The sequence below is a fragment of the Pseudomonas sp. GL-B-26 genome (genome assembly GCF_019947405.1).
Lineage (GTDB): Bacteria > Pseudomonadota > Gammaproteobacteria > Pseudomonadales > Pseudomonadaceae > Aquipseudomonas.
On sequence record NZ_JAGYGJ010000018.1, the window covers coordinates 1 to 25,874 of the forward strand.

At 60.1% G+C, this 25,874-nt stretch carries 27 protein-coding genes; 11 read left to right on the plus strand and 16 right to left on the minus strand.

All coding sequences use genetic code 11. The features are described 5' to 3' along the window. Positions 1–352 precede the first annotated feature (352 nt). From KGB23_RS13775 to ribBA, 5 genes are all read right to left on the minus strand, one after another. Positions 353–1,504 (minus strand): ABC transporter ATP-binding protein, encoded by a 1,152-nt coding sequence (locus tag KGB23_RS13775; RefSeq protein WP_223431481.1) that lies wholly within the window; start codon positions 1,502–1,504, stop codon positions 353–355. A 17-nt stretch (positions 1,505–1,521) separates the two neighbouring features. Next, positions 1,522–2,331, minus strand: coding sequence for an ABC transporter permease (locus KGB23_RS13780; RefSeq protein WP_056740508.1), 810 nt, complete (start codon positions 2,329–2,331; stop codon positions 1,522–1,524). 6 nt (positions 2,332–2,337) lie between these two features. Then, positions 2,338–3,282, minus strand: a complete 945-nt coding sequence (locus KGB23_RS13785; protein WP_223431482.1) for an ABC transporter permease — start codon at positions 3,280–3,282, stop codon at positions 2,338–2,340. After that, on the minus strand, positions 3,279–4,304 hold the full coding sequence (locus KGB23_RS13790) for an ABC transporter substrate-binding protein (protein WP_046049778.1): 1,026 nt from the start codon (positions 4,302–4,304) through the stop codon (positions 3,279–3,281). The genes KGB23_RS13785 and KGB23_RS13790 overlap by 4 nt, the downstream gene beginning before the upstream one ends. Positions 4,305–4,530: 226 nt before the next feature. Next, positions 4,531–5,640 carry a bifunctional 3,4-dihydroxy-2-butanone-4-phosphate synthase/GTP cyclohydrolase II gene (ribBA, locus tag KGB23_RS13795; RefSeq protein ID WP_223431483.1) on the minus strand — a complete coding sequence of 370 codons (1,110 nt, stop codon included), beginning with the start codon at positions 5,638–5,640 and terminating at the stop codon, positions 4,531–4,533. A 71-nt stretch (positions 5,641–5,711) separates the two neighbouring features. On the opposite strand from ribBA, the gene KGB23_RS13800 reads away from it, so the two are divergent. Next, on the plus strand, positions 5,712–6,005 hold the full coding sequence (locus tag KGB23_RS13800) for a DUF1330 domain-containing protein (RefSeq protein ID WP_046049780.1): 294 nt from the start codon (positions 5,712–5,714) through the stop codon (positions 6,003–6,005). A gap of 6 nt (positions 6,006–6,011) precedes the next feature. Here the strand turns inward: KGB23_RS13800 and KGB23_RS13805 are convergent, their stop codons facing one another. The 9 genes from KGB23_RS13805 to KGB23_RS13845 all read right to left on the minus strand — a co-directional run bounded on the left by KGB23_RS13805 (position 6,012) and on the right by KGB23_RS13845 (position 13,607). Continuing rightward, positions 6,012–6,575, minus strand: a complete 564-nt coding sequence (locus KGB23_RS13805; RefSeq protein ID WP_223431484.1) for an NUDIX hydrolase — start codon at positions 6,573–6,575, stop codon at positions 6,012–6,014. Positions 6,576–6,577: 2 nt separating this feature from the next. Then, positions 6,578–7,330: a GntR family transcriptional regulator gene (locus tag KGB23_RS13810; RefSeq protein WP_046049782.1), complete on the minus strand. Its 753-nt coding sequence runs from the start codon at positions 7,328–7,330 to the stop codon at positions 6,578–6,580. A gap of 88 nt (positions 7,331–7,418) precedes the next feature. Next, entirely contained in the window at positions 7,419–7,808 is a 390-nt protein-coding gene (locus KGB23_RS13815) for a carboxymuconolactone decarboxylase family protein (protein WP_134417102.1), read from the minus strand. A 132-nt stretch (positions 7,809–7,940) separates the two neighbouring features. Beyond that, a complete protein-coding gene (locus tag KGB23_RS13820; protein WP_033057760.1) occupies positions 7,941–8,426 on the minus strand; it encodes a flavin reductase family protein in 486 nt (161 codons plus the stop codon). Positions 8,427–8,438: 12 nt separating this feature from the next. Continuing rightward, complete coding sequence (locus tag KGB23_RS13825; protein WP_033057762.1) at positions 8,439–9,920, minus strand: aldehyde dehydrogenase; 1,482 nt, start codon at positions 9,918–9,920, stop codon at positions 8,439–8,441. Further along, positions 9,917–10,750: an alpha/beta fold hydrolase gene (locus KGB23_RS13830; RefSeq protein WP_046049786.1), complete on the minus strand. Its 834-nt coding sequence runs from the start codon at positions 10,748–10,750 to the stop codon at positions 9,917–9,919. The genes KGB23_RS13825 and KGB23_RS13830 overlap by 4 nt, the downstream gene beginning before the upstream one ends. 43 nt (positions 10,751–10,793) lie before the next feature. After that, on the minus strand, positions 10,794–11,384 hold the full coding sequence (locus KGB23_RS13835; protein ID WP_223431485.1) for an amino acid synthesis family protein: 591 nt from the start codon (positions 11,382–11,384) through the stop codon (positions 10,794–10,796). A gap of 189 nt (positions 11,385–11,573) precedes the next feature. Then, positions 11,574–12,206 carry a response regulator gene (locus KGB23_RS13840; protein WP_033057767.1) on the minus strand — a complete coding sequence of 211 codons (633 nt, stop codon included), beginning with the start codon at positions 12,204–12,206 and terminating at the stop codon, positions 11,574–11,576. 33 nt (positions 12,207–12,239) lie between these two features. Then, the gene (locus tag KGB23_RS13845; protein WP_223431486.1) at positions 12,240–13,607 is read right to left on the minus strand and encodes a cache domain-containing protein; all 1,368 of its coding nucleotides are present in this window, start codon (positions 13,605–13,607) and stop codon (positions 12,240–12,242) included. 626 nt (positions 13,608–14,233) lie between these two features. Between KGB23_RS13845 and KGB23_RS13850 the strand changes: the two genes are divergently transcribed. Both KGB23_RS13850 and KGB23_RS13855 read left to right on the plus strand, forming a co-directional pair. Next, the gene (locus KGB23_RS13850) at positions 14,234–16,291 is read left to right on the plus strand and encodes a carbon starvation CstA family protein (protein ID WP_134418055.1); all 2,058 of its coding nucleotides are present in this window, start codon (positions 14,234–14,236) and stop codon (positions 16,289–16,291) included. A gap of 14 nt (positions 16,292–16,305) precedes the next feature. Then, on the plus strand, positions 16,306–16,503 hold the full coding sequence (locus KGB23_RS13855; protein ID WP_007900300.1) for a YbdD/YjiX family protein: 198 nt from the start codon (positions 16,306–16,308) through the stop codon (positions 16,501–16,503). Positions 16,504–16,603: 100 nt separating this feature from the next. On the opposite strand, the gene KGB23_RS13860 is transcribed toward KGB23_RS13855, so the two are convergent. Both KGB23_RS13860 and KGB23_RS13865 read right to left on the minus strand, forming a co-directional pair. Next, positions 16,604–17,317 (minus strand): metallophosphoesterase, encoded by a 714-nt coding sequence (locus tag KGB23_RS13860; protein WP_223431487.1) that lies wholly within the window; start codon positions 17,315–17,317, stop codon positions 16,604–16,606. 130 nt (positions 17,318–17,447) lie between these two features. Beyond that, positions 17,448–17,651 carry a hypothetical protein gene (locus tag KGB23_RS13865; protein ID WP_140682326.1) on the minus strand — a complete coding sequence of 68 codons (204 nt, stop codon included), beginning with the start codon at positions 17,649–17,651 and terminating at the stop codon, positions 17,448–17,450. Between the two features lie 519 nt (positions 17,652–18,170). Between KGB23_RS13865 and KGB23_RS13870 the strand changes: the two genes are divergently transcribed. The 8 genes from KGB23_RS13870 (at position 18,171) to KGB23_RS13905 (ending at position 25,849) form a co-directional block, all read left to right on the plus strand. Continuing rightward, the gene (locus tag KGB23_RS13870) at positions 18,171–18,572 is read left to right on the plus strand and encodes a DUF5329 domain-containing protein (RefSeq protein ID WP_223431568.1); all 402 of its coding nucleotides are present in this window, start codon (positions 18,171–18,173) and stop codon (positions 18,570–18,572) included. A gap of 883 nt (positions 18,573–19,455) precedes the next feature. Beyond that, entirely contained in the window at positions 19,456–20,436 is a 981-nt protein-coding gene (locus KGB23_RS13875) for a quinone oxidoreductase family protein (RefSeq protein ID WP_223431488.1), read from the plus strand. A 14-nt stretch (positions 20,437–20,450) separates the two neighbouring features. Then, positions 20,451–21,299: a TauD/TfdA dioxygenase family protein gene (locus KGB23_RS13880; RefSeq protein ID WP_223431489.1), complete on the plus strand. Its 849-nt coding sequence runs from the start codon at positions 20,451–20,453 to the stop codon at positions 21,297–21,299. Between the two features lie 87 nt (positions 21,300–21,386). After that, entirely contained in the window at positions 21,387–22,439 is a 1,053-nt protein-coding gene (locus KGB23_RS13885; protein ID WP_095129703.1) for a 3-keto-5-aminohexanoate cleavage protein, read from the plus strand. A 92-nt stretch (positions 22,440–22,531) separates the two neighbouring features. After that, on the plus strand, positions 22,532–23,860 hold the full coding sequence (locus KGB23_RS13890) for an MFS transporter (RefSeq protein WP_223431490.1): 1,329 nt from the start codon (positions 22,532–22,534) through the stop codon (positions 23,858–23,860). Further along, positions 23,857–24,519 (plus strand): DsbA family oxidoreductase, encoded by a 663-nt coding sequence (locus tag KGB23_RS13895; protein ID WP_223431491.1) that lies wholly within the window; start codon positions 23,857–23,859, stop codon positions 24,517–24,519. Before KGB23_RS13890 ends, KGB23_RS13895 begins: the two co-directional genes overlap by 4 nt. Beyond that, positions 24,516–24,842, plus strand: coding sequence for a Rieske (2Fe-2S) protein (locus tag KGB23_RS13900; RefSeq protein ID WP_150655558.1), 327 nt, complete (start codon positions 24,516–24,518; stop codon positions 24,840–24,842). The genes KGB23_RS13895 and KGB23_RS13900 overlap by 4 nt, the downstream gene beginning before the upstream one ends. Further along, positions 24,839–25,849: a YeiH family protein gene (locus tag KGB23_RS13905; protein WP_223431492.1), complete on the plus strand. Its 1,011-nt coding sequence runs from the start codon at positions 24,839–24,841 to the stop codon at positions 25,847–25,849. The genes KGB23_RS13900 and KGB23_RS13905 overlap by 4 nt, the downstream gene beginning before the upstream one ends. Positions 25,850–25,874: the final 25 nt, after the last annotated feature.

Here is a 25,874-nt window from a genome sequence, read left to right on the forward strand (position 1 = left end):
TGCCCCTTTCCCAGAGGCCGAACGCAGGCGTTGCGCAGGGGGCACCGCGGCAAGGATGCCGCGGTAGCCGCCCCCGGCCATGGATGGCCGATGGCGGCGGGCCCCCGGAGCAATGCCGGAGTGAGGGCATGCCGAGCCTAGGCGAGGCACCGAATGGCGGGGCAGGAGCCCTTGGTTACTTGGGGCTTTTCCAAGTGACTCGCTGTAAAAGCGAAACCAATAGCCGCCGCTACCAAAAAAACGGATATGCCCACAAACCAAAGCGCAAAAAAAAGGCCGCCACAACCCGACGTTGCAGCGACCCGAGGGTGACTCTATTTAATCCGGCCCACTGGCATGAGTCGTCAAAAGGTTAGTGCGCCCCGGCAGCCTTGTTCAGATCACTCTCAGCCCATTCGGTATAAACGCAAGCATCCGCAGTGGCCCAACGCACCCGAACCGGATCGCCAGTCTTCATCGGCATGCCAGCGGCAGAGAGTGCCTTGACGGTCATCGAGGTACCGCCGGAAGTCATCACAGTGCAGGTCTGGCTTTCACCAAGGAACAGCACCTCACCGACAATCGCCGACACTTCATTCCAGCCTGCCGCCAGCGGTTCCTGATGAGCTTGCTCAACGCTCAATGCCAAAGCCTTTTCAGGGCGAACCATCAGCAGCACATCCTGATTGGTTTGCAATCCTGCGGTCAGTCGAATCGACAACGATTGCCCTTCAAACGTAGCGACCGCATTGCCCTGAGCCTTGAGCTTGAGGAAGTTCGAGTTACCAAGGAACGAAGCTACAAAGGCATTCGGCGGATTCTGGTAGAGGTCGTAACCGCTGCCCAACCCGACGATCTTGCCGTGGCTGAAAATCGCGATGCGCTGGGACAGGCGCATCGCTTCTTCCTGGTCGTGGGTCACGTAAACAATGGTGATGCCCAGACGCCGGTGCAGCTGGCGCAGTTCATCCTGCAAGTCTTCACGCAATTTCTTGTCGAGGGCGCCGAGCGGTTCGTCCATCAGCAGGATGCGTGGTTCATAAACCAGCGCCCGAGCAATCGCCACACGTTGCTGCTGGCCGCCGGACAGTTGCGAAGGGCGGCGATGGGCGAATTGTTCCAGTTGCACCAGTTTTAGCATGGCGTCGACCCGACGCTCGCGCTCGGCGGTGGCCAGTTTGCGAATGGCCAATGGGAACGCGATGTTGTCGCGTACCGACAGGTGCGGGAACAGCGAATAACGCTGAAACACCATGCCGATGTCGCGCTTGTGCGGCGGCACGTTGACCAGCGATTGGCCATTGACCAGGATCTCGCCGCTGCTCGGGGTTTCGAAGCCGGCGAGCATCGACAGCGTTGTACTTTTACCAGAGCCGCTGGAGCCGAGGAACGTGAGGAATTCACCGTCCTTGATGTCCAGCGAGATGTCGTCCACGGCGGCAAAATCGCCGTAGTACTTGTTCAGGTTGCGCAGGCTTACCAGCGGTTGGTCGCTCTGCGCGGAATCTTTGATCACTGCACTCATGTCGTACTCCTGGGCGCTCAGGCGCTGATTTCATTGCGCCGGCGAAGGGCGGCGGCGATCACCATGACCAATACCGAGAGGCCGATCAGCAGCGTCGAGGCGACGGCGATCACGGGTGTCAGGTCCTGGCGCAGGGTGGTCCACATTTTCACGGGAAGGGTTTGCAGGGTCGGGCTGGCCATCATCACGCTCAGCACCACTTCATCCCAGGACACCAGAAACGCAAACAGCGCACCGGCCACCATGCCCGGACGAATCGCCGGAAAGGTCACCTTGAACACCGCTTGCAGGCGTGAGGCGCCGCAGATCACGGCGGCATCCTCGATCGACTGATCGAACAGCTTCAGCGAGTTGATGATCGAGATGATGGTGAACGGCAACGCAACAATCACGTGGCTGACTACAAAGGCGAACATCGTCCCGGTGTAACCGAGTTTGAGGAACAGTGCGTACACCGCCACCGCGATGATCACCAGCGGCACGATCATCGGCAGGGTGAACAGACCGTAGAGCATTTCACGGCCCGGGAAGCGCCCGCGCACCAGTGCAAAAGCGGTCGGCAGGCCCAGCGCCACGGCGAAGAACGTGGTCAGTACCGCGACCTTGAGGCTGGCCACCGCCGCGTTCATCCAGTCAGCGTTGGAGAAGAACTGGCCGTACCATTTCAGCGTCCATCCCGGTGGCGGGAACACCAGCCACTGGGAGGAACCGAAGGACAGCAGCACGATGAATACGATCGGCAGCAACAGGAACAACGCGATCAATCCGGTCGTGAAGTACAGGCCGAAGCGCATGCGCCGGCTCATGGCATTGGGGGTCAGGAGCATGACGGCTTACCTCGCGTTGCTGGCGCCAACCGGGGATTCCGGCTGGAGCTTCAGGTAGAAGTAGAACAACACCAGCGTAATGACGATCAGCAACGCGGCACCGGCGCTGGCCAGGCCCCAGTTGAGGAACGACTGCACCTGCTGAATGATGAACTCGGGCAGCATCATGTTCTGCGCTCCACCCAGCAGCGCCGGGGTGACGTAGTACCCAAGCGACATCACGAACACCATCAGGCCACCGGAGAACAACCCAGGCCGGCACAGCGGCAGGAACACCCGGAAGAAGTTGGTCCAGGGGCTCGCGCCGCAGATCGAACCAGCTTGCAGGATCATCGGATCGATGGCCTGCATGGTCGCCTGCAGCGGCAGCACGATGAACGGGATCATGATGTAGCTCATGCCGATCACCACGCCGGTGAGGTTATGCACCATCTCCAGCGGCTGATCGATGATGCCCATCGCCATCAGCGCCTTGTTGATCACCCCGGAGGCTTGCAGCAACACGAGCCAGGAATAGGTCCGGGCGAGGAGGCTGGTCCACATCGACAGCAACACGATGTTGAGGATCCAGCGACCCCAGCCACGGGGCACCAGGGTGATGGCCCAGGCCAGTGGGAAACCGAGCAGCAGGCTGAACAATGTCACCAGTCCGGCCACCGAGAAGGTGTTGAGCAAGACCCGTGCATAGGCCGAGTTGGCGAACAACTGCTCGTAGTTGCCCAGCCCCGGTACCGGCTCCAGCACGCCACGCAGCAGCAGCCCGATCAGCGGCGCCAGAAAGAACAGGCCGAGGAACACCAAGGCGGGGATCAGGTTGCTTGAACCGCGCCAGCGCTGTGCCATGGAAGGGGATTGGTTCATCGCAGCCGCCTTGCCGAGTGCCGAGCCGGCAGCGCCAGTGGCGCTCCCGACCTGCGTGGGTTGACGGGACGCGGTTACCGTCATTTTCATTTGACCAGCCATTCGTTCCACCGTGTCGCGATGGCCGGACCGTTTTTGGCCCAGTACGCGAAATCAAGAGTGATCTGATCCTTAGCGTAGGCAGTCGGCAGGTTAGGGGCCAGCACCGAATCCAGGCGCGCCACGCTGTCGACGTTGACCGGCGCATAGGCGGTCAGGTTGGAGAAGTCAGCTTGTCCTTTGGCGCTGCTGGCGTTGGCCAGGAACTTCATGGCTGCGGCCTTGTTTTTTGTCCCTTTGGGCACGACCAGAATGTCGGCCATGACCAGGTTCTGTTTCCAGCTCACGCCCACTGGCGCGCCGTCCTCTTGCAGGGCGTGGATCCGGCCGTTCCAGAACTGCCCCATGCTGGCTTCGCCCGAGGCGAGCAACTGTTGCGATTGGGCACCGCCGCCCCACCAGACGATGTCTTTCTTGATGGTGTCGAGTTTCTTGAAGGCGCGATCCAGGTCCAGCGGATAGAGCTTGTCGGCGGCTACGCCATCGGCCAGCAGCGCCAGTTCAAGCACACCCGGGCTTGGCCATTTGTAGAGGGCGCGTTTGCCGGGATAGGTCTTGGTGTCGAACAGCGCGGACCAGTCCTGAGGTTTGCTGGCGCCGAGCTTGCCTTCGTTGTAGCCGAGGACGAAGGAGAAGAAGAACGAGCCAACGCCGTGATCGGAGACAAACCGTGGGTCGATTTTATCGCGCTGGATGACCGTGAAATCGAGGGGTTCGAGGAGGCCTTCGGCGGCGGCGCGCAGGGCGAAATCGGCTTCGACATCGACCACGTCCCACTGCACATTGCCGCTTTCGACCATGGCTTTGAGTTTGCCGTAGTCGGTTGGGCCATCCTGGACCACGGTGATGCCGCTGGCTTTGCTGAACGGGTCGGCCCAGGCCTGCTTCTGCGCATCCTGGGTGCTACCGCCCCAGCTGACGAAGTTGACGCTTTCGGCCGCCATCAATGCCTGGCTGGTCACGCTCAGCAGTCCCGCAAAAAGTATTGCGGTTGCACGTTTGTTCAACACCATTTTCACGCCCTCATTGTTGTGTTTATGAGCGGGGCTTTTAGTGCCCGCCGATCGGGAGCAGTAGGTCCATCTGGCCTGTTACGGTCGTCCGGTCTATGGAATATCATATTATGGTATTCCAAACATTGTGCAAGCACTTTGCCTTACCGGCTATCAGCCAAAAGTGCTTTTTTTACCGTCAGGCCACCGGGCAGTGGCCCGTACGTTTATGGAGAAAAGCCCGAAATCATTCGGTGAAGGGGATGCTTTCCACCACTTCCAGGTTGTAACCGGTCAAACCCGCGTACTTCAGCGGAGGACCAAGATGACGCAGCTTGCCCACGCCAAGATCCTGCAGAATCTGCGCCCCGGTACCCACTTCAGAATAGATGCGCGACTGCGAACGACTGAACTGCCGTGGTGGCTGGGTCAGCTGCGGCACACGCTCCAGCAGCGCTTGCGACGACTCATGATTGGCCAGCACCACCACCACGCCACGACCTTCCTCGGCGACTCGCTGCAGCGCCGCCCACAACGTCCAGTTGGACGGGCCGCTGTATTCGGCGCCCACCAGATCGCGCAGCGGATCGATCACGTGCACGCGCACCAGCGTCGGTTCGTCCCGGTGCAACTTGCCCATGACCATTGCCATGTGGACGCCGCCTTCGATGCGGTCTTCAAAAGTGATCAGCTGGAAAGTGCCATGCACCGTGGGCAGTTCACGTTCACCGATACGCACGACAGTGCTTTCGGTGCTGAGGCGATAGTGGATCAGGTCGGCGATGGTGCCGATCTTGATCCCGTGCTTGCGCGCGAACACTTCCAGGTCCGGGCGGCGGGCCATGGTGCCGTCATCGTTCATCACTTCGACGATCACCGAGGCGGGCGTGAAGCCGGCCAGGCGTGCCAGGTCGCAACCGGCCTCCGTATGACCGGCGCGAGTCAGTACACCGCCTTCCTTGGCGCGCAGCGGGAAAATATGACCGGGTTGCACGAGGTCGGCGGGCCCGGCATTAACGGCGACGGCGGCTGCCACGGTACGCGCCCGGTCGGCGGCGGAGATGCCGGTGGTCACGCCCACGGCGGCCTCGATGGAAACGGTGAACGCCGTGCTGAACACGCTGCCGTTGCTCGGCACCATCTGCTCCAGCCCGAGGCGCTGGCAGTGGTCGTCGGTCAGGGTCAGGCAGATCAGGCCGCGCGCTTCCCGGGCCATGAAGCTGATGGCCTCGGCCGTGCAGCAATCGGCGGCCAGCAGCAGGTCGCCTTCGTTTTCCCGGTCCTCGTCATCGACCAGGAGCACCATCTTGCCTTGTCGATAGTCTTCGATGATTTCTTCGATGCTGTTGAAGGCCATGTTGGGATTCTCAGTGTTTGATGGAAATATTTTGTGGTATACCATAATACAAAATAAACCGAGAGGTCACTATGAAGGCGTACTGGATTGCTCATGTAGATGTCACCGACCCCGATCAATACAGCCAATACACCCAGCGGGCGCCGGCGGCCTTCGCGTTGTATGGCGGACGGATGTTGGCCCGGGGCGGGCGCAGCGAAGCACTGGAAGGCGGGCCCACGCCGCAGCGCAACGTGGTGATTGAATTCGACTCGTACGAACAGGCGCTGGCCTGCTACCAATCGGAGGAATATCAGGAAGCGAAACGGCACCGTGAGGGCGTGGCCCGGGCCGAGATCATCATTGTCGAGGGCGTGGCGCCCTGAGGGCTGTCAGCGGATGAAGTGAATCTTGCCGATATCGTCGTTGCCGATGTAAATGCCATAGACCCCGGCCTGGCGTTCCTCGATATAGCGCTCGAGGATCTGCCGGATCGCCGGGTAGTAGATGCTGTCCCAAGGGATGTCCTCGGGTGCGAAGAATTTGTAGTCGAGGGTTTCCGGCCCATACTGGCCGGTGATCTCCAGGGCGATGGCGCGGAAGATGATGTACACCTCGCTGATCTTCGGCACGCTGAAGATCGAGTAGGGCGAAAGAATTTCCGCGCGCACGCCGCTCTCTTCCCAGACTTCGCGCAACGCTGCTTGTTCGGTGGTCTCGCCGCCTTCCATGAAGCCGGCCGGCAGCGTCCAGGTACCAGGGCGCGGCGGGATGGCGCGCTGACACAACAAATACTTGCCGTCCTGCTCGATGATGCAGCCGGCAATGATTTTCGGATTGACGTAATGGATGTAGCCGCAGCCGCGGCACATCAGGCGCTCGTGCGTATCGCCCGGCGGCAGCTGGTGACCGAGGTCACTGCCGCCGCACTTTGGGCAAAAGCTCGGGCTGAACATCTTTAGCGACCTATGCGCGGTTCTTTAAGCGCGATCGGCAGGGTGATCTCAGGAATTTTCCCGGTCTCTTCCTGTTTGCGCTTGAGGTAATCGAGGGCGACGGTTGCGGCGGCGCGCACGTGGTCGACGCAAGCCTGGTGGGCGGCGAGGGGGTCGCCACTCTTGATTGCCTCGACCATGCGTTCCATTTCCTGATTGCTCGCGCCGCGCCGGTTTTCCTGGGACACCGACGTCGCCCGCAGGTAGCTGATTCGTGCCTGCAACTGACGCAACTGAGTGGCCGCGACATGGTTGCCGGAGCCTTCGAGCAGCACATCGTAGAAGCCCTGAACCGAATCGATCACCTGTTGCAGCTCGCCGTCCTTGAGGGCCTTGCGGTTTTCCTCGAGGGCTTTTTCCAGGGCCTTGATGTCCTTGGCCTTGGCGCGCAGGGTGAACAGCTGGACGATCAGGCCTTCGAGCACGCAACGCAGCTCGTAGATATCACCGGCGTCAGAGAGGGTAATGATGGCGACCCGAGGGCCCTTGGCGTCGGCGAATTCCACCAGGCCTTCGGATTCCAGGTGACGCAAGGCTTCGCGTACGGACGTGCGGCTGACGCCCAGGCGATCGCACAGATCGCGCTCGACCAGACGGTCTCCCGGCAGGAGCTGGAAGTTCATGATGGCGCTTCGCAGTTTATCCAGCACGATTTCGCGCAGGGTAACGGGGTTGCGATTGACCTTGAAGCTGTCGTCGAGTGGCAGGCGTTTCATGGGGTCCGCTCTGAGTGTGGCTGTCCATGCAAAAAGAGCACTTCGATCGCAAGAATCTCCGTGCTCGGTCAGATCAAACAGCCAAGGGTTAACTGGAGGCCTCGGCATCGGCTTCGGCGAACGCTTCACGGGCGAGCCGGAAACTGTCTACGGCAGCGGGGACACCGCAATAAATACCGACCTGAAGCAGAATTTCGCGTATTTGTTCACGAGTCAGTCCGTTACGCAAGGCGCCACGTACATGCAGCTTGAGTTCGTGAGGCCGATTGAGGGCCGAAATCATGGCCAAGTTTATCATGCTGCGCTCTTTAAGCGACAAACCCTCACGGCCCCAGACATGGCCCCAGCAGTACTCGGTGACCATTTCCTGCAGCGGCCGAGTGAAGTCGTCGGCGTTCTCGATGGAGCGTTTCACGTAGGCTTCGCCCAGCACCTGGGTGCGGATTTTCAGGCCTTTTTCGTACTTTTCATTGTTCATCATCATCCTCTCACCGCAGTCCCTTGTGGGAGCTGGCTTGCTCGCGAAAGCGGTGTGTCAGTCTGCATCAATGTTGAATGTGCGACCGAATTCGCGAGCAAGCCCGCTCCCACAGGGTTTTGAGTAAACCCGTCAGGCCAGGGCGGGCAAAGGGCCCAGCTTGCCTTTGTGATAGATCATCGGCGTCACCGGTTGCTCGGGCAGAATCAGGTTCTTCACCGCGCCGACGATGATCGCGTGGTCACCGCCGTCGTATTCGCGCCACAGTTCGCACTCGATGATCGCCGTGGCGTTACCCAGCAGCGGATTACCCAGCGCGCTCAAGTGCCAGTCGATGCCATTGGCCTTGTCCTTGCCTTTGCCGGCAAACGCATAGGCTTCGGCGGTCTGGTCGGCGGACAGCAAGTGAATCGCGAACTGCTTGCTGTCGCGCAGGATCGGGTAGGTGTCAGAGGCATAGTTGGGGCAAAACAGTACCAGTGCCGGATCGATCGACAGCGCACTGAAAGCGCTGGCGGTAATACCGACGATGCCGCCGTCCGGGTCCAGGGTGGTGACCACCGTGACCCCGGATGGGAACGAGCTCATGACGTCTTTGTAAATGCCGGGTTCGATCATTTCGTCAATCTCCTAGCGCATCACGAAGGGGTCAGGCATCGGTGCCTGGGAGAGGTTGATCCACACCGTTTTCAGCTCGGTGTAGGCCAGCACCGAATCGATGCCGCTCTCGCGTCCATAGCCGCTGTTCTTGAAGCCGCCGATCGGTGCCATGGCCGACACGGCGCGGTAGGTGTTGACCCAGATGATCCCGGATCGCACATCCCGGGCCAGGCGATGAGCGCGGCCCAGATCGCGAGTCCAGATGCCGGCGGCGAGGCCGAACTGCGAGTCGTTGGCAATCGCCAACGCTTCGGCTTCATCCTTGAAACGAATCACCGAGGCCACTGGACCGAAGACTTCTTCCTGCATGATCTTCATCGAGTTGCGGTCGCATTCGAACAAGGTTGGCTCGTAGAACCAGCCATCGCCCAGGTTCTGCGGACGCTTGCCGCCCAGGCGCAGGCGCGCACCTTCGGCGATGGCATCGGCGACGAGGCCTTCGACCACCGCCAGTTGCTGCGCGGTGGCCATCGGGCCCATTTCGCTGCTGTCTTCCTGCGGGTTACCGATGCGAATGCGTTTGGCGCGTTCGACCAAACGATCGACGAACTCATCGTAGATTTCGTCCTGCACCAACAATCGCGAACCGGAGACGCAACTCTGACCGGAGGCCGCGTAGATCCCGGCAATCGCGCCGTTGATCGCGCTGTCGAGGTCGGCGTCGGCGAAGATAATGTTCGGCGATTTGCCGCCCAGTTCCAGCGACAGCTTGGCGAAGTTCTCGGCGCTGCTGCGCACCACATGCCGTGCCGTCGCAGCGCCGCCGGTGAAGGCGATTTTGCGGATCAGCGGATGGCGGGTGAGTGCCGCGCCAGTGCTTGGGCCGTAGCCGGTGACGACGTTGACCACACCCGGCGGGATGCCGGCTTCCAACGCCAGACGCGCCAGTTCGAGAATGGTTGCGGAGGCGTGCTCCGACGGTTTGATCACGATGGTGTTGCCCGCCGCCAGGGCCGGGGCCAGTTTGATCGCGGTCAGGTACAGCGGACTGTTCCAGGGAATGATCGCCGCGACCACGCCCATGGCTTCGTGCACGGTGTAGGCAAACAGGTCCGGCTTATCGAGGGGCAGGGTGCCGCCTTCAAGTTTGTCGGCCAGGCCCGCGGTGTAGTGGAAGAACTCCGGCAAGTAGCTGACCTGACCACGGGTTTCGCGGATCAGCTTGCCGTTGTCACGGCTTTCCAGCTGCGCCAGGTGTTCCTTGTTTTCGGCGATCAGATCGCCCAGGCGCCGCAGCAGTTTGCCGCGGGCGGTGGCGGTCAAACCGCGCCAGGCCGGGCTGTCGAAAGCCGTCTGCGCCGCTTGTACGGCGCGCTCGACGTCGGCTTCGTCGGCATCGGGCAGTTCGGCCCAGGCTTGGGCCAGCGCCGGGTTCAGGCTTTCAAAAGTCTTGCCGGACAGGGCATCGACCCATTCACCGCCGATGCACATCTGGAAGCGTGCGAGTGTCATGCAACGATCCCCTTTATTTGGTTTTGTCGGGAGTGCGCGGTGTCGAGAAATTCCAGCAGCAGCTGGTTGACCAGGCGCGGTGATTCTACGGGCATCATATGCCGCTGCTCGGCGAGCACGGCAACTGTCGCGCCGGGAATACGTGCGGCCAATTGCTCGGCCATTTCCGGTGTCGAACCAGGGTCCAGTTCACCGGTGGCGATCAGTGTCGGCACCTGAATGCTGCCCAGGTCGTCAGCGCGGTACATGTCCTGGGTCGCGAACAGTTCATAGGTGGTCAGGTAACCCTGCGGGTCATTGTCTGCCAGGGTTTGGCGCAAGGCCGCGATCTGCGCCGGATTGGCCGCCTGATATTCGCGGCTGAACCAGCGCGACAGGGCGGCTTCGGCGTTGGCATCCGGTCCGTGCTCGGCCGCTTGAGCGGTACGGGCGATGACGCCGGCACGCTGTTCGGGGCTGCGATTGAACACGCTATTGAGCACCACCAGGCCTTGCAGGCGTTGCGGGTAATGCAAGGCAAATGCCCGCGCGACCAGCCCGCCCATGGAAAAACCGATCACCGTCGCCTGGGGCAATTGCAGGTGATCGAGCAGCTCCAGCAACTGGTCGGCATAGCCGAGCAGGGGGGTGCCGCTTTCCGGGCGCGGGCTGGCGCCATGGCCCAGCATGTCGTAGGCAATCACGCGGTACTTCGTGGCCAGGCCAACGACCTGGCCGCCCCACATTTCTTTGTTCAGGCCCACGCCGTGGATCAAAACCACGGGCTGGCCTTGGCCGGTCGCCAGGTAACTGGTGCCAGCCGGGGTGAGTTCAGCGGTGAGCCGAATCATGGAGCGCTCCTGCATGCCTTTTTGTTGTTCTTACCAACCTTGATTACTGGGCGTTTTCAGCGGCCAGCTCTTCCAGGTCGATGTAACGGTTGCCGATGCGAGGGTGCAGGCGGCCGCCATCGGCGCAACCCAGTACCACCACGATTTCGTCGGCACGCGGTGCATCTTCAATTTTCATTTCCAGGGTGATGTAGTGCGAACGCAGGCCTTCATCGTCTTTGTGCATCATCGGAATCTGGATCGAAGTGCCCGGGCCGCCGCGCTTGTTGGTAAAGCTCAGGTAGCTCTTGGCTTTCACCGCTTCACGGTAATGGTTACCGAAGCGCAGGGTGTGAATGACGGCGGAGGCGTGTTCGATTTCACCGTCGGCGCCCACGACAGCGGCCTTGCCATAAGCCTCGATCTTCTCGGCACCGCCGATGATGCCGACCAGTCGCTCGACCATCAGCGCACCGAGGTCGGAGCAGTTGGCGCGAATTTCCGGCTTCAGGTCTTCGACAAAGCCGCGACCCAGCCAAGGGTTTTTCATCACGACGGCCAGGCCGACCATGGTCACTGGTTTATCGGTGGCCTTGCCGCCTTCGATAAAGGTTTCTTCGACATAGCTGACGATCTTGCGGATTTCGAAACTCATGAGCTGCTCCGTGTAGGGTGAGAGTGTCTGTGCGTCTGATGGTATACCATAATACCGTTAGCGCAAGTCCCTGAAATGAGTTTCTGGTCGGACGGTGGTGAAAAGGGTGGAGGGGATGGCTGTTACCAATAAAAAACCAAAAAAAACCCGGCTGATGAGGCCGGGTTTTCCATTGAGTATTAATGCCTGCTACCGAGAGATGATCCCGTGATCGATCGCGTATTTGACCAGGGCCGCCGGTTTGTCGATGTTGAGTTTGCGCCGGATGCTCAGGCGATGGGTTTCTACCGTGCGAACGCTGATGTCCAGTTCGCGGGCCATCTCCTTGTTGTTCAGCCCTTGAGCCATCTTGTACAACACCTGGCTCTCGCGCGGTGTCAGCTCGTTGTCGGTATTTTTATCGGCGATGAGCCGCTGGGCGATCTCGGCGCTGTAGAACGTGCCGCCACTGGCGATGGCTTCGATCGCCGCGATGATTTCCCGCGACGGTGAATTCTTCAGTACATAGCCGCTGGCCCCCGCGCGAACGGACTCACTCACGTATTCATTATTGTCGTACATGCTGAGCACCAGCACCTTGAGCGACGGGTACTGGCTGCGTAACACCCGGGTCAGCTCGAGCCCGTTCATGTCCCGCAGGCTGATGTCGACCAGCAACAGGTCCGGCTGGCAGCGTCCGACCATTTCAATGGCATCCGCGCCACTCTCGGCTTCGCCCACCACTTCCAGGGGGGCCATGACCGCCAGCAGCGCTTTGATCCCGTCGCGGACCAGGGCGTGATCGTCGACCAGGGCGACGCGGATCGGGTAGGGCAGGTTCATCGCGGGTATTCACTCTTGTTGTCAGGGGGCGAGTCAGTGTGTTGCACCGGGCATTTTCATTGGCAGCCAAACGTCCAGCTCGCTTCGTCCCGGCATCGAGATCAGGTCGAATCGTCCACCAAAATGCTCGACACGCTCACGGATATTACGCAGGCCAATGCCCGCATGACGACGTTCGACCTGGGCGACGTTGAAACCGATACCGTCATCGACCACCGTCAACCGTATGGAATCTTCAGACCCGTGCAGGGTAATGGAGACGTTTTTAGCCTGTGCATGTCGTTCAATATTAGTCAGGCCTTCTTGCACGATGCGAAACAGCGAGACCGCTGCCCCATCGACCAAGTGACAGTCGAATTCGTTGTCGTTGTAAGTCACCACCAGGCCGCTGCGTTGCTCGAATTCCGCGGCGAGTTGACCGATCGCCGCCGGCAGCCCCAGGGTGTCGAGCAGCGAGGAACGCAGGTCGTGGGAGAGGCTGCGAACCTCGCCAATCGCTTCCCCCAGGCGTTCCGTGGCGTCCCTCAGCGTACTCAAACCCTTGTCGTGTGCTTGCCCATTCTCGAGCAGATGGTTGGCCAGCTCGAACTGAAACTTGATGGAGACCAGTAGCTGGCTGATGCCGTCGTGTAGTTCACGGGAAACCCGTGAGCGCTCTTCCTCTTGCAAGCTGACGATACGCTGAGTCAGGCGCTGAAGTTTTTTGTCGGCCAGACGATGTTCGCTGACGTTCAGCGTCATGCCGCTGGCGAAGACAAACAACACCGCCACGAGGGCCACCGCGGCAATCGCCAGCATGGTTTTACGAATGCCCTGGGCCACTTCGTCACGCGCTTGCTGGGTCGCGCGCTCAACGTCTTCAAGGTAGATGCCGGTGCCGAGCATCCAGCCCCAACGATCCAGCATCACCACATAAGCGAGCTTGTCGGTCACTTGGCCGGAAGAGGGTTTGTTCCAGGCATAGCGTTGAAAGCCTTCGCCCGATTGCGCACTTTTGAGCAACGCCTGGATCACCGGCAAACCGTGAGGGTCCTTCATGTCCCACAGGTATTTGCCCACCAGCTCGGACTGGCGCGCGTGCATCAGGCTGCGACCCTCGTGGTCGTAGACGAAGAAGTAGCCATTGATGCCAAAGCTGAGCTTGCGCAGTTCTTCCAGCACTTTTTGTTGTGCGTGTTCATCACCGTGGCCGTCGTCGTACAGCGGCTCGATCAGGCTTTGCGCCATTTCGACGTAGTTCTTAAGTTCTGCGCGCTTGCTGGCCAGAATGCTGTCTTCGATCAGTTGCGCCTGTTGTTCACCCAGTTGCCGGTTCATGGAGATCACCAGCGCGCAGATGACGGCGATGGCCAACACCAGCGGAAGAATCCCGAGCGCGACGATTTTGTGTTTGAGCTGCATCTTGGCTCCTGACCGGGCTGAGGGGATGCTAAGGCCCGGCATCATATGTCAAAGATACGCGCGTCCAGTAGCGGTGCTGGACGGAATGACCTCAGGTGAACATATCCATTTCTGCAGTAACGGCCACTTAGGGTTTCGCCCCGAGCGTCCGGCCCCTCGCTTGGGCTCGGCGTTCCTTCGCTCCGGTATCCATCCGGGGACACTGCCCTCCGGTCTGCTTCGCGACGACCTACATGCAGCGTGTTCGACTGCGTCGAACGGCGCTGCGCGCCACTCCCCGGATGAACACCTCCACTCAGCCTCCCGATGGGGCGGGTGGATCAAGATCAAAAGTTGCAGGCGAGCTAACGCTCGGCCTGTTGAGTGGTGAGGGGCAAAAGGCTTACCCGATCCACTGTGGGAGCGAGCCTGCTCGCGATGGCGGCCTGACAGCCGACCAATTACTCGCAGGTGTAGACCATTCCCCTGTGGGAGCGGCGTCTACGTAGAACTACGTAGACGACACGTACGTAGTAACGCGGATTTATTTGTAGACGGCATGCGGGGATATTGGGCCAGCTCCGCACAGCGGACACAATTATAAAAATTACCGCCGCAGTCCACTGGCTGTCGGCAGGAGACACGCTATGCCCCGTCTGGCTAAACACCTCGCCTGGTTTGCCGTGGCTGTCCTGGGAGCGTTTGCGCTAAGTGTCGTGGCCCTGCGCCGCGGCGAAGCGATCAATGCCCTCTGGATCGTAGTCGCAGCAGTCGCTATTTATCTCGTCGCATACCGCTACTACAGCCTGTTCATCGCCACCAAGGTGATGCAACTCGATCCCAATCGTGCCACGCCGGCTGTCGTTAATAACGATGGTCTGGACTACGTGCCGACCAACAAACACGTACTCTTCGGTCACCACTTCGCAGCCATCGCTGGCGCGGGGCCGCTGGTCGGTCCGGTCCTGGCGGCGCAGATGGGCTATTTGCCCGGTACGCTGTGGCTGATTGCCGGCGTGGTGCTGGCCGGTGCCGTTCAGGACTTCATGGTCCTGTTCATGTCCACTCGCCGCAACGGTCGTTCCCTGGGCGACATGGTCCGTGAAGAAATGGGCCGCATCCCCGGGACCATCGCGCTGTTTGGCTGCTTCCTGATCATGATCATCATCCTCGCGGTGCTGGCGTTGATCGTTGTGAAGGCCCTGGCCGAAAGCCCGTGGGGTATTTTCACGGTGATGGCGACCATCCCGATCGCGATGTTCATGGGCATTTACATGCGCTACATCCGTCCGGGTCGCATCGGTGAAATCTCCGTTGTCGGCGTGTTGCTGCTGCTCGGTTCGATCTGGCTGGGTGGGCAGATTGCCGCTGATCCGGTCTGGGCCAAGGCCTTTACCTTCACCGGGATCCAGATCACCTGGATGCTGATCGGCTACGGTTTTGTTGCGGCGGTATTGCCGGTGTGGCTGATTCTGGCGCCGCGGGACTACCTGTCGACCTTCCTGAAAATCGGCACCATCGTGGCCTTGGCGATTGGCATTCTGATCACCATGCCCGACTTGAAAATGCCGGCACTCACCCAGTTCGTCGACGGTACCGGGCCGGTATGGAAGGGCGGTTTGTTCCCGTTCCTGTTCATCACGATTGCCTGTGGCGCGGTCTCGGGTTTCCACGCGCTGATTGCTTCCGGCACCACGCCGAAGTTGTTGGCCAGCGAAGGCCATGCCCGTTACATCGGTTACGGCGGCATGCTGATGGAATCCTTCGTGGCCATCATGGCGATGGTGGCTGCGTCGGTGATCGAACCAGGCGTGTACTTCGCCATGAACAGCCCGGCGGCGCTTGTCGGCTCTGATGCTGTTTCGGTTGCTCAGACCGTCAGCAGCTGGGGCTTTGCGATTACCCCGGAAGCGCTGCAAGCAGTGGCCAAGGACATCGGTGAAACCACCATCCTGGCCCGTGCCGGCGGTGCGCCGACCCTGGCAGTCGGTATCGCGCAGATCCTGCACCACCTTCTGCCGGGTGAAAACACCATGGCGTTCTGGTACCACTTCGCGATCCTGTTCGAAGCGCTGTTCATCCTGACGGCCGTCGATGCCGGTACCCGTGCCGGACGTTTCATGCTGCAGGACTTGCTCGGTTCCTTCGTGCCGGCGCTGAAACGCACCGAATCCTGGACCGCCAACCTGATCGCGACCGCCGGTTGTGTGGCGATGTGGGGTTATCTGCTGTACCAGGGCGTGATCGATCCGCTGGGCGGCATCAACACCCTGTGGCCGTTGTTCGGTATCTCCAACCAGATGCTGGCCGGTATCGCGCTGATGTTGGCGACCGTTGTGCTGATCAAAATGAAACGCCAGCGCTATGTGTGGGTCACCATGTTGCCCGCCGTGTGGCTGCTGATCTGTACCACCACCGCCGGCTTCATCAAGCTGTTCGATGCCAACCCGGCGATCGGTTTCCTGGCCTTGGCCAAGAAGTACAGCGATGCGCTGGCCAACGGTCAGATCCTCGCCCCGGCGAAGAGCATCGACCAGATGCAGCACGTGATCTACAACGCGTACACCAACGCAACGCTGACCGCGCTGTTCTTGCTGGTGGTCTTCAGCATCCTGTTCTTTGCACTCAAGGTCGGTATCGCCGCCTGGGGCACCAAAGAACGTACGGATAAAGAAGCGCCATTCCAGGCATTGCCGGACGCTTGATCGAGGATTGCAGCATGTTCAATGACTTGAGTCGCCTCGGTAAATACCTCGGTCAGGCCGCGCGCCTGATGGTCGGCATGCCCGACTACGACACCTACGTCGAGCACATGCAAACCAAGCACCCGGACAAACCGGTGATGAGTTATGAGGTGTTCTTTCGGGAACGCCAGGAAGCTCGTTACGGAAGCAAGGCTGGACCGAAGTGCTGTTGATGGTCGGTGGCAGTGATGCCACCTGAATCTGTAAATAAAGAACCCGGCTGATGTGGCCGGGTTTTTTTTGAGTGAATGGCGTTGGCCGATCGGTGTTGAGTCAGCTTGCGGGGATGGTTTCGAGCGTTTCGAGATCCAGCAGGGTGAAATAACCACGGTCCGGCCTCCAGCCACCCGTATCAATGTGAATCACATTGCCAAGGCTGACGGGCATATAAAGCGGCGTATGCCCTACGACCAGTGCGCGCAGGCCTTCAACGCCATGTGTCTCCTGCTGATCGATCCGCCTTCGTGACCACATGCAGTAGTGCTGCACCTCCTGCAGACGCCTGTTGCTTTCCGGCGACTCCAGTTCCTTTCGCAGTTGCTGCCATGATGGAAACGGACAATCGGCGTGCACGATGCCGATCAGGCCGAATGCTGTTTCGACTTCGATCGCGATAGGGAGCTTGGCGAACTGCGCCGCAAATGCTTGCTTCTCGAACAGCGGCAGGTCCACGAACCATGAACCACCGTTGTCGATCCAGCTGTCGACATCGCAGGTATCGAAACACACCACGTAGTCGTCATGGTTGCCTCGCACCGGGTGGAACCATGCCTTGTCCAGCCAATCGAGCGCATCTAGGCACTCGGGCCCACGGTCAATCAGATCGCCAACACTGAACAGGCGATCTCGCAAGTGGTTGAACCCCGCTGCATCCAGAGCATCCTGCAACCGAGTGAAATGGCCATGAATGTCACCGACCGCGAAATCTCGACCGGCAACGTTTGCGGCGAAGCGCTTGACGCGCGACATCTCTAAAGTTTCGAGCATGGGAATGCCACTCCGGCAGCTCCCCAACGGGCTAGTCAGTTGAGTTTAGGCCAAGAAGTGGTACTCGACCTCACCGCGCCGGCAGGCAGACCATTACCGCCTGCCCAACGGCTGCCCGGATCAAACACCGTCAGAGCAAGTAGGCCGTTGCTTGCCCGAAATGGTTGTCCTGCACTCCGGCGATAAGGTGCAGAGGCATGTGTTGCGCATCCATGGATGGAACTTCGAAACTGTCCACAATCTGGGTGTGGCGCTCATTCAGCCCGGTCGACTCTTCGACAAGAGCCTTGGCCATTCTCGCGTGGTTCGCTGCGATTTCATTGAGAGTTGACACGTTACTTCTCCCGGTGACTGACCAAGCGCATCGCTGGCGTCCTAAGCGTTAATTAAAGTGCTGCCGCGTCAGAATTACGTCGTTCTGGGGCTGCTACGAGCATCTTCTGCAAACCTTAAGCCAGCAATAGTCAAAAAAATCGCGCAGCGTTTTTGATGCGACGAATGGTGGTGCCGATATATCCGGAGCATATAAGGTCGGGGAAAAAGGTGATTAGACGTGCCGAAGTTGTTTTGTTAAAAAAACAGTGCATGGCCGCTAATGACGCGCCAATGCATCTCCATTCAGTTAGATGGAAATCGCCCAACATTGAGCTGGGCAATGATCAATGAGTCTGATGCCGATACAGGGATAAGTAACTGCGACTTTGGCCAACTGCTCGCGCACAGAGGCATTGGGCTCATTGATCCCCTTTCTCTTCCACAGGTTGATCCTTTCGAACGAACCACATCGCACAGCGTTCTGCTGGTTGCTCGGGTGACGTCGCGCTACAGTTACCTTTTTGGACAAGGAAGAACCATGTGGATTTTGAAAGTAGCAGCGACTCGGCCCATTTTCCGCCAATGGTTGATCACTGCTTCTATCGGCCTTTTTGCGGTGGCGGGCGGTGCACAGGCTCAAACCTCTCCACAGGCGAACCAGGAGATAAAGGGCTTGCTGGATTTTGTGGAGCGCAGTGAGTGTAAGTTCGTGCGCAACGGCAGTGAATACCCTGGGCCCCAGGCTCGGGCACACCTCGAAAAGAAGCTGAATTATCTCGAAGGCAAGAACCTGGTGAGTAGCGCAGAAGACTTCATCGATCTCGCTGCCACTAAAAGCAGCATGAGTGGCAAAGCCTATGAAGTGCGTTGCTCGACAGGCGTCCAGCCGACGAGCACCTGGCTGAAGACAGAGCTACAGAGACAACGTCAGCACCATTGAGCCTAGCCCCCCCGAAACCGGGTACATATCCGTTTCTGCGGTGATGGCTGCTGGCGGTTTCGCTTTACAGCGACTCCCTTTTGCAGACGCCCAAAAGGAAGCAAAAGGCTTTGCCCCTCCATTCGGTGCCTCGCTAAGGCTCGGCATGCCCTCACTCCGGCATTGCTCCGGGGGCCCGCCGCCATCGGCCATCCATGGCCGGGGGCGGCTACCGTGGCATCCTTGCCGCGGTGCCCCCTGCGCAACGCCTGCGTTCGGCCTCTGGGAAAGGGGCAATAGATCAAAATCAAAAGCAACGGCAACGGCAACGGCAAGATCAACAGCTTCGCGAGCAAGCCCGCTCCCACATTAAGCAGATCGGCGTACAACTTTCGCTCCTCACCACTCAACAGGCCGAGCGTTAGCTCGCCTGCAGCCTTTGATCTTGATTCACCGCCCCCTCGAGAGGCCGAGTGGAGGTTCTGCGCAGTGGGCAACCCGGCATGGATGCCGGGTTAGCCGCCCCCGGCCATGGATGGCCGATGGCGGCGGGCCCACGGAGCAGGACCGGAGCGAGGGCATGCCGAGCCTAGGCGAGGCACCGAACGTCAGGGGCAGAAGCGCTTTGGTTACTTTCGCGCTTTTCGAAAGTGACCCGCTGTAAGAGCGGAACCATAAGCCGCCATCACCGCAGAAACGGATATGTACCCCAACCTTAAGTGAACAGCATCAGCCCCACTTGCCGGGGCTTTCTCGTTTCCGGGATTCGTACAGCCAAGTAGTTGTCATGAAATGAAAAGCCATTGTCGTCTGATGAGAAGCGACTCGCCAGACGGCGTCCTACAGTCCAATCAGCGCAATTCGACGCAGCACGCCCATCTTGCAGATTGGAGAATAAGAAAAAATGGCCAAAGCCGTACGCTTCTACGAAACCGGTGGTCCCGAAGTCCTTCGTTATGAGGAGGTCGAAGTTGGCGATCCCGGTCCAGGCCAGGTTCGTCTTCGTCATGTGGCGGTCGGCCTGAACTATGCCGACACTTACTTTCGCAATGGCACTTACCCGATCCCGATGCCCAATGGCATGGGGGTTGAAGCCTCCGGTGTGGTCCAGGCCATCGGCGAGGGGGTTACCAATGTCCGCGTGGGTGATCGCGTCACCTACACCGGTTTTCTCAATACATTGGGTGCCTACAGTACCGAACGACTGATCCCGGCCGCGCCGCTGATCAAACTGCCGGAAACCATCAGTTTCGAGACCGCCGCGGCCATGACCATGCGCGGCCTGACGTCGTCGTACCTGATGCGGCGCATTTACGATTTCAAGGCCGGCGACAGCATTCTGTTGCACGCCGCCGCTGGTGGTGTGGGCCTGATCGTTTCGCAGTGGGCCAAGCTGCTCGGCCTGAACGTCATTGGCACTGTGTCCACCGAGGCCAAGGGTGAAATCGCTCGTGCCCATGGCTGCGAGCATGTCATCAACTACAGCCATGAAGACGTCGCCCAGCGCGTTCGCGAGTTGACTGATGGCGTCGGTGTCAATGTGGTGTTCGACAGCGTCGGCAAAAACACCTTCATGGGTTCGCTGGATTCGCTCAAGCGTCGTGGCCTGATGGTGTGCGTCGGCACGGCATCCGGTCCGATCCCGGCCTTTGACCCGGTGATGCTGGCGATGAAAGGCTCGCTGTTCATGACCCGCCCGGCCCTGGCCGATTACATCGCCGATCCGGCGGAAAAAGCCGTGTTGGCGGGCGAGTTGTTCGACCATGTCGGCAGCGGTCGGATCAAGATCGAGATCAACCAGCACTATGCTTTGCAGGATGCCGTCCAGGCCCATCGCGACCTGGAATCACGCAAGACCACGGGCTCGTCGATTTTCGTCATTTAAGGGAGTCGTCTGCCATGAAAGTCGAACAATTGACCTGCAGCATTGGCGCCGAACTGATTGGCGTCAACCTTGCCGACGCGGTGCATGACGATGGCCTGTTTGCCGAGATTCGTGCGCAATTGCTCAAGCATCGCGTGGTGTTCCTGCGCGACCAGGACATCACCCGCGCCGAGCACTTGGCCTTCGCCCGTCGCTTCGGCGAGCTGGAAGATCACCCGGTGGCGGGCAGCGACCCGGATCATCCGGGGCTGGTGCGCATCTACAAGAACCCGGACCAGCCGGCGGACCGCTATGAAAACTCCTGGCACAGCGATGCCACCTGGCGTGAGGCCCCGCCGATGGGCTGCGTGCTGCGCTGCGTGGAGTGCCCACCGGTGGGCGGCGACACGATGTGGGCCAACATGGTCGAGGCCTACGCGCGCTTGCCGGAAGACGTGAAGGTGAAGATTGCCGACCTGCGCGCCCGCCACAGTATCGAAGCCAGCTTCGGTGCGGCCATGCCGATCGAAAAACGCCTGGCACTCAGGGAGAGATTCCCGGATGCCGAGCACCCGGTGGTGCGCACGCACCCGGAAACCGGCGAGAAGGTGCTGTTCGTCAACGCCTTCACGACGCACTTGAGCAATTACCACACCCCCGAGCGGGTGCGTTTCGGCCAGGACGCCAACCCTGGCGCGAGCGAGTTGCTGCGCTACCTGATCAGCCAGGCGTACATCCCCGAGTATCAAGTGCGCTGGCGCTGGAAGCCCAACAGCATCGCCATCTGGGACAACCGCAGTACCCAGCATTACGCCGTCATGGATTACCCGCCGTGCCATCGCAAGATGGACCGCGCCGGGATCATCGGCGACAAGACTTACTGATCGACCCCTTCTGCATTCGCACTCGTAAAGACGTCTGCCCGGCACGATCCCGGGTGGGCGCGACAATCATAAAAACAGGAGTAACTCATGCAATTCTTCGACGATTCCCTGCACCCGGAAAACATGGAAAAGGTGGTCATCACCGTGGCCCCGTACGGCCCGGAATGGATGCCGGAAGACTTCCCCGAAGACATCCCGCTGACCATGGACGAACAGGTGCAAAAAGCGGTCGAATGTTATGAGGCCGGTGCCACGGTTCTGCACCTGCATGTGCGCGAACTGGACGGCAAGGGCTCCAAGCGCCTGTCCAAGTTCAATGAGTTGATCGCCGGTGTGCGTGAAGCCGTGCCGGACATGATCATCCAGGTCGGTGGTTCGATTTCCTTCGCGCCGGAAAGCGATGGCGAAGCCGCCAAGTGGCTGTCTGACGATACGCGCCACATGCTGGCCGAGCTGACGCCAAAGCCGGATCAGGTCACGGTGGCCATCAACACCACCCAGATGAACATCATGGAACTGCTGTATCCGGAATACCTGGAAGGCACGTCCCTGGCCAATCCCCTGTATCAGGCCGCCTACAGCGAAATGACCGTGCCGGCAGGCCCGGCCTGGGTCGCCGAACACCTCAAGCGTCTGATGGACAACGGTATCCAGCCGCACTTCCAGCTGACTGGCATGCACGCGATGGAAACCCTCGAGCGTCTGGTGCGCAAGGGCGTCTACAAGGGCCCGTTGAACCTGACCTGGATCGGCATCGGCGGCGGTTTCGATGGCCCAAATCCGTTCAACTTCTTCAACTTCATCCACCGCGCGCCAGACGGTTGCACCCTGACCTCCGAGTCGCTGCTCAAGAACGTCATGCCGTTCAACACCATGTCGATGGCCATGGGGATGCACCCGCGTGTGGGCAATGAAGACACTATCATTGATCACAAGGGCGATCGTTTCGGCTCAGTTGCGCAGATCAAGCAGACCGTGCGCATCGCTCATGAACTGGGTCGCGAAATCGCCACCGGCAAAGAAGCCCGTGAGATCTACCGCATCGGCGTGCAGTACCAGAGCATCGAAGAAACGCTGCTGGCCAACGGTATGGCCCCCAACCGCAAGGCCGGGCAGAAAGGTGTGCCGCAACGCGGCTGATCGGCAGACGAAGCGGGAGATCAATGACCTCCCGCTGTCTGCACTGCAACACGCTTGATAACAACAATAAAACAAAGCTTTGAGGAGGCTGCATGGCCTTTCTACCAATCGCCGCAGACGATGACGACTGTGCTGTCGGTGTTGCGCGTCCGTATGCCTGGATCGTCTTCGCACTGACGTTCGGGCTGTTGATTTCCGATTACATGTCGCGCCAGGTGCTGAACGCAGTGTTCCCGATGCTCAAGGGCGAATGGGCCTTGAGCGACGGCCAGCTCGGTCTGCTCAGTGGCATTGTCGCCCTGATGGTGGGCCTGCTGACATTTCCCCTGTCATTGCTCGCGGATCGCTTCGGCCGGGTCAAGAGCCTGGCTCTGATGGCCTTGCTGTGGAGCCTGGCGACGCTGGGCTGCGCCGTGGCGCAGGACTATCAGCAGATGTTCATTGCACGGTTCATGGTCGGCGTCGGCGAAGCGGCGTACGGCAGCGTCGGCATCGCGGTGGTGATTTCGGTGTTTCCCAAACACCTGCGTGCAACGCTGACCAGTGCCTTCATGGCGGGTGGCATGTTCGGTTCGGTATTAGGCATGGCGCTGGGCGGTGCAATCGCCGCCAAGCTTGGCTGGCGCTGGTCGTTTGCCGGTATGGCGCTGTTCGGCCTGCTGCTGGCAGTGCTTTACCCAGTCATCGTCAAGGAAGCGCGCATTGCGCCGCAACGTGCCTCCCTGGCGGCGAACAAGGCGGCTGCAGCGGTCAAGCGTCCGTTGCGTACGCTGTTTTCCAGCCGCTCGGTCATCGCTGCCTACATCGGCAGTGGCTTGCAACTGTTCGTCGGCGGCACCGTCATTGTGTGGATGCCCAGTTACCTCAATCGTTATTACGACATGGCCACGGACAAGGCGGGCGGTGTCGCGGCGATCATCGTGCTGTGCAGCGGTGCGGGGATGATCCTGTGCGGCATGCTCAGCGATCGACTGTCGCGCCATTCGCCGGAGCGCAAAGTCGCCTTGGCCATCGCCTATTGCCTGGGCAGTTGCCTGCTGTTGTCGGCGGCGTTCGCACTGCCGGCAGGGCCTGTGCAATTGGTGCTGATCTGCCTGGGCATGTTGATTGCCGCCGGCACGACCGGCCCTTGCGGAGCGATGGTTGCCAACCTGACCCATTACTCGGTCCATGGCACGGCCTTCGCCACGCTGACCCTGGCCAACAACATGTTGGGGCTGGCGCCTGGGCCGTTCATCACCGGCAAGGTGTCCGACCTCATCGGCTTGCAGGCTGCTTTTCAATTAGTGCCACTGGTCAGCCTCGCGGCAGCGGCCGTGTTCTTTTATGCCAAGTGTCATTACCACAAGGACATTGCCCGGCTTAAGGGCGAGCAAGTCCACGATTCGATGAGCAAAGCGGTGTTAGAGGTGAAGTTGTGAGTGGTCGTTTACGTATTGATGTGTTCTTCGATTTCATCTGCCCCTGGTGCCTGATCGGCAAGCGTCAACTGGAGCATGCGCAGGTACAGTTTCGCAGTCGCCACCCGGATGTGCAGATCACCACGGTGTGGCATGGCGTGCAGTTGCTGCCTCAGTTGCCGGTACAAGGTGAGCCCTTCGCCGATTTCTACCGCAAACGTCTGGGCAACGCCGACGCTATGACCATGCGCCAAGCCCAGGTACAGCAGGCTGCCGCGGCGGTTGGACTGACCATCGACCTCAGCCACATCGAGACGATGCCCAACACCGCAGACGCCCACCGTTTGTTCGAACGAGTCAGCGTACTGGGCAATGCTACTCAGCGTGAAATGTTGCTCGAACGGCTGTTCGCCGCTTATTTCCGCAAACGCGAAAACCTGGGGTGCAGCGAGACCTTGCTCGCCATTGCCCGCTCCTGCGGCGTCGATACAGACGCGGTGCTCGATTGCCTGAAGGGCGACGCCACGCCATTCGATGGCTTCCCCGGCGCGACCAGTGGCGTGCCGAGCTTTCAGTTCGACCGCCGCATGACGGTGATCGGTGCACAACCTGCTCAGGCGCTGCTCGGGGCCATGAACGAATCACTCAAGAAAAGTGATTACGAGCGGCAACCGGCATGAGCCTTCGTATCCCCGTGCCTGCCGGAAAACTCCCGCAGGCGGGCGGTCGTGCACTGTTCGAATTCGATGACAAAAGCCTGGCGTTATTCAACGTCGAAGGTGACGTGTTTGCCATCGACGACAGTTGCCCCCACCAAGGCGCCTCGCTGTGTGGCGGGCGCCTTGAGGGGCGGGTGATTCAATGCTGCGCCCACGGCCTGCGCTTCGATCTGCGCAGCGGTTACTTGCTCAATTCCACTGCTGTCAAAGTCGCCAACTACCCGGTCGAGATCATCGACGGCCAGGCGTTCATCGTCATCGTTCCCGAGGAGGCCGCGCCATGAGCGCCATCGCTCTCACCCGTATCCACAGCCGAACGCGCGAATTGGCGCCAGGTTTTGTCGTCAGCTTGATCGTTGCTGCCGCAGCGTCCTTTTTGTCCGAGCACTACGGTGCGCCGGTGATGTTGTTCGCTTTGTTGCTGGGTATGGCGCTGAACTTTCTGGCCGGTGACGGTGCCTGCAAGGCTGGTATCGAGTTCACTGCGCGCACGGTGTTGCGCATCGGCGTGGCCTTGCTGGGCATGCGCATCACCCTCGAACAGATTGCCGCGCTGGGCTGGAAGCCTGTGGCCCTGGTGGTGATTCTGGTGGTGGTGACCATCGGCGTTTCAGTGATCGCGGCCAAGGCGCTGGGCTTTCAGCGTTTGTTCGGCATGCTCACCGGTGGGGCCACTGCGATTTGTGGTGCATCGGCGGCATTGGCGCTGGCGGCGGCATTGCCGAACCATCCGCAGAAAGAACGCGCGACGTTATTCACGGTGATCGGGGTGTCGGCGCTGTCGACCCTGGCGATGATCGTGTACCCGATGATTGCCAACTGGCTGTCGTTGTCGCCACAGGTGGCGGGCGTGTTCCTGGGGGCGACCATCCACGATGTCGCCCAGGTCGTCGGTGCCGGTTACAGCATGTCGACCGAGACCGGTGATACCGCCACGGTGGTCAAGCTGATGCGGGTCGCCATGCTGCTGCCGGTGATTGTCTGCGCCGCCATGATTACCCGCATGCAGGGCGCCGGCCCGACCGGCAAACGACCGCCGCTGCTGCCATGGTTCGCCGTTGGTTTTCTGATTCTGGCCTGTATCAACAGCACCGGCTGGGTAGTCCCGGTGGTGCAGGGATCGGTCAATGAATTGTCGCGCTGGTGCCTGGTGGTTTCCATCAGCGCCCTGGGCATGAAAACCCAGCTCAAGGAGTTGGCCGCTGTCGGCATCAAGCCGATCCTGTTGATGGTGGGGGAGACGGTGTTCCTTGTCGTGCTGGTGCTGTTAATGCTGCGCTGGGGTCTCTAAGACCGTTAAAAAATATTGGCTGCGA